This is a genomic window from Atlanticothrix silvestris CENA357 (assembly GCF_016056295.1).
Classification (GTDB): domain Bacteria; phylum Cyanobacteriota; class Cyanobacteriia; order Cyanobacteriales; family Nostocaceae; genus Atlanticothrix; species Atlanticothrix silvestris.
Genome location: NZ_JAECZB010000089.1, coordinates 1 through 4,090 on the forward strand (window position 1 = coordinate 1; position 4,090 = coordinate 4,090).

The 4,090-nt window shown below is 42.5% G+C and carries 4 protein-coding genes; 2 read left to right on the top strand and 2 right to left on the bottom strand.

Features of this window, described 5'->3' with window-relative positions; all coding sequences use genetic code 11:
• Positions 1–100 precede the first annotated feature (100 nt).
• Entirely contained in the window at positions 101–325 is a 225-nt protein-coding gene (locus tag I8751_RS22020; RefSeq protein ID WP_214441230.1) for a type II toxin-antitoxin system HicB family antitoxin, read from the top strand.
• A 10-nt stretch (positions 326–335) separates the two neighbouring features.
• On the top strand, positions 336–560 hold the full coding sequence (locus I8751_RS22025; RefSeq protein WP_225894332.1) for a type II toxin-antitoxin system HicA family toxin: 225 nt from the start codon (positions 336–338) through the stop codon (positions 558–560).
• 76 nt (positions 561–636) lie between these two features.
• Here I8751_RS22025 and I8751_RS22030 read toward each other — a convergent pair whose 3' ends face one another.
• On the bottom strand, positions 637–786 hold the full coding sequence (locus I8751_RS22030) for a hypothetical protein (RefSeq protein ID WP_214441232.1): 150 nt from the start codon (positions 784–786) through the stop codon (positions 637–639).
• Positions 787–1,028: 242 nt separating this feature from the next.
• Positions 1,029–3,950 carry an aminomethyl-transferring glycine dehydrogenase gene (gene gcvP / locus I8751_RS22035; protein WP_214441233.1) on the bottom strand — a complete coding sequence of 974 codons (2,922 nt, stop codon included), beginning with the start codon at positions 3,948–3,950 and terminating at the stop codon, positions 1,029–1,031.
• Positions 3,951–4,090 lie beyond the last annotated feature (140 nt).

Genomic DNA, 4,090 nt, shown 5'->3' on the forward strand with positions numbered 1-4,090 from the left:
ATTCATCGGTAAACTCTTATTTTTTCGTTCTCACGCTTCCTAACGAGAGGTGGGGATGAGAGGCGATAATAGTTATTGAACGAGTCAAGGTAACTTTGATATGTCGTATAAAGTTAGCATTGTGATCGAAAAAGATGAATATGGATATTATGCTTATTGTCCTGAACTTCCTGGTTGTCAATCTCAAGGTGATTCCCTAGAAGAAGTACAGGCAAATATCAAAGAAGCAGTTGAGCTTTATATAGAAACCTTGTCAAATTCAGAAAAACAGGCACTTCAGAACAAGGAAACATTCACAATAACCTTGGAGTTAAAAGTTGCCTAAGCTGCCACGTTTGACTGCAACAGAAGCGGAAAAACTTTTATTAGATGCAGGCTTTATTCAAATTAGAAGCAAAGGAAGTCACAGGATTTATTTTCGAGAAGAAATGAGAGTAGTGATTCCTTTTCATTCAGGAAAAATATTGCACCCAAAAATAGTTAAACAGGTTCTACAAGCCATTGACATTTCTGAGAATGAAGCGACAGCAGAAGAAGTGATACCTGAGACTGATGAATAAAAATACAATCTCCCAAGCGCCGTTTTGATATCCTCCACCAAAAGACTGTTAAATACCACAATAAGGTAAACAGCTATTATTTATCGACCCCAGTTACCCGCCGCACGACTATTGGTAAAGCTTGGGTTGTGGTTCTGGTTTCTGTTTTTATAACGAACTCATCAGTAAACCGATCCAAAAGATACCGTAGTTCTGGCTGCGGCTGTTGCGGCAAATGCTGAAGCAATTATTACTGGTGATTTAGATTTATTGGTGTTGATAGAATTTAACGGAATCCCAATTTTAACTCCACAAGATTTTCTTAGTCGTTACTTCCCAGATTCAAAATTATAATCTTACTGCCTGAGTGCGATCGCCTGCACAAGATCCCCGACTTTTTTAAAAAGTCGGGGATCTGATTGAGCATTAAGACTGACTCGTCAAACTCACGTCCCTATAATCCAAGCAAAAGCTAATTACGTAACCAGTTTAAGACGAATAAGCCTCCATTGGCAGACAAGAACAAACAAAATTGCGATCGCCAAAAGCAGCATCAATCCGACCAACAGCCGGCCAAAACTTATGTTCGCGAGTCCAAGGCGCAGGGTAGGCGGCTTGTTCACGAGAATAAGGATGATTCCATTCTCCAGCTATGAGGCTTTCTGCGGTATGGGGTGCATTCTTCAAGAGATTATCTTGAACATCCATCTTGCCTGACTCTATTTCCGCAATTTCTTGGCGAATAGCAATCATCGCATCACAGAAACGATCCAACTCTTCTTTAGATTCGCTTTCTGTCGGTTCTACCATGATGGTACCTGCTACAGGCCAAGAGACAGTCGGCGCATGGAAGCCGTAGTCCATTAAACGCTTGGCAACATCATCGATTTCGATATTTGCAGATTTTTTGAGCGATCGCAAATCTAAAATGCACTCATGGGCAACTAAATCATTTTTCCCTTTATATAAAATGGGATAGTACGATTCAAGTCTCTTGGCGATGTAGTTAGCGTTGAGAATTGCCACCTTAGTTGCCTCTGTCAAACCAGCAGCACCCATCATAACGATGTACATCCAAGAAATTACTAAGATACTAGCACTACCCCAAGGCGCAGCAGCAACTGCACCAATATGTTGGGTATGAGAAATATTCTCCTCTCTCCTTCCTACAAGAGGATGTCCAGGTAAGAATGGCACAAGATGAGAGGCGACACCAATTGGCCCCATACCAGGGCCGCCACCACCATGAGGAATACAGAAGGTTTTGTGTAAGTTCAAATGACAGACATCTGCGCCAATATCGCCAGGGCGACAAATTCCTACTTGGGCGTTCATATTTGCCCCATCCATGTAAACTTGTCCGCCGTGGCTATGCACAACAGCACAAATTTCCTGAATTGCCTCTTCAAAAACGCCATGAGTTGAGGGATATGTCACCATTAAAGCGGCGAGTTCATGGCTATGTTTTTCTGCCTTGGCTTTGAGGTCATCTAGGTCAATGTTACCTTCCAAATCACAAGCAACGGCAACTACCTTCATTCCACACATCACCGCACTGGCGGGGTTAGTTCCATGTGCAGATTGAGGAATTAAACAGATATTACGGTGTTTTTCTCCACGACTTGCGTGATACTGATGAATCACTAAAAGTCCTGCGTATTCACCTTGAGAACCTGCGTTAGGTTGTAGAGAAACTCCTGTAAACCCAGTAATTTCAGCTAACCATGCTTCAAGTTGCTGAAACAAAATTTGATAACCCCGTGTCTGGGTTGGGGGGGCAAATGGGTGTATCTTCCCAAATTCTTCCCAAGTCACTGGAATCATCTCAGATGTCGCATTCAACTTCATTGTGCATGAACCCAAAGGAATCATTGATGTAGTTAAAGATAAATCCTTGGTTTCTAGCTTGTGTAAATAACGCAATAACTCAGTTTCTGAGTGATAGCGGTTGAAGACGGGATGGGTGAGGTAACTACTTTGGCGGGGAAGGGAAAGATGAGAAGATTGAAAGATCAGTTCTTCTAAGGTAAAAGGTAGGTCATCTTTACCTGCAAAAATCTGCCACAGATCAATTAAATCTTCTGGGGTAGTAGTTTCGTCTAAGGAAATGCCAATCGCAGTTGCATCGAAAATCCGTAGGTTAATATTTCTGGCTTGGCAAGCTACGAGAATTGTTTCTAAAGAGTGTGTTCCTAACTCTAAACGTAATGTATCAAAGAAAGATTCAGAACTGAGCTTGTAACCCAGACGCTGTAATCCTGCTGCCAGGATAACAGTTAATTGGTGAATATTCTCAGCGATCGCTTTAATGCCACTAGGGCCATGATAAACAGCGTACATACTCGCCATCACTGCTAGTAACACCTGGGCTGTACAAATATTACTGGTTGCTTTTTCGCGGCGGATATGCTGTTCGCGGGTTTGTAAAGCTAGACGCAATGCAGGCTTACCTTGGGCATCTTTTGATATACCTACAATTCTTCCTGGAACCTGCCGTTTATATTCTTCTTTGGTAGCGAAGTACGCTGCATGAGGCCCCCCAAACCCCAAGGGAATACCGAAACGCTGGGTACTACCCACAGCAATATCAGCACCAAATTCACCAGGCGGTGTTAATAAAGTTAAACTCAATGGGTCTGCTGCTACCGTCACCAATGCACCCTCAGCATGGGCTTTTGCGATAAAAGCGCGGTAGTCGTAAATAGTGCCATCTGTGGCAGGATATTGCAGAATTGCCCCAAAAATCGGTTGCTCAAAATCAAATGTTTGATGCTCACCGATAATAATCTGAATCCCTAAAGGTTTAGCTCGTGTTTGCAAAACATCAATAGTTTGCGGATGACAATCACAAGAGACAAAATAGGCATTTGCTTTATTTTTGCAAACACCATAGCTCATAGTCATGGCTTCTGCTGCGGCTGTAGCTTCATCAAGTAATGAAGCATTGGCAATTTCTAAACCTGTGAGGTCGATAATCATGGTTTGAAAATTGAGCAGCGCTTCGAGTCGCCCTTGAGCAATTTCTGGCTGGTAGGGGGTGTAGGCAGTATACCAACCAGGATTTTCTAAGATGTTACGCCCAATCACAGCCGGAGTGATGCAGTCGTAATATCCCATACCAATGTATGAACGGCACACTTGATTTTTAGCAGCAATTTTTTTTAACTTTGCTAGTGCTGCGTATTCGCTTTGTGCTTCAGGCAACTGTAGCGGTTTATTCAACCGGATTGCCTGGGGCACTGTTTGGTCGATGAGGGCATCTAGGCTAGCAAATCCCAATACATCAAGCATTCGCTGGATGTCGTTGGAGTTTGCTCCAATATGTCTTTGTGTAAAATTACTTAATTTTTGACTTCTTTCGTCTAGCATTGAGCGATCGCTAGACTGAGGAATAGAAGCATAAATTACCACAGATTGCTCTCCAGACGCTACTGTTTAATATTTTGCAATAATTACTCCTAATAAGACGGAGTAAATTATCTGATTATCTAAAATTTCATAAATTGGAATTGGGGCATGGGGAATTGGGCATGGGGAAGAAGGGGTAAGGG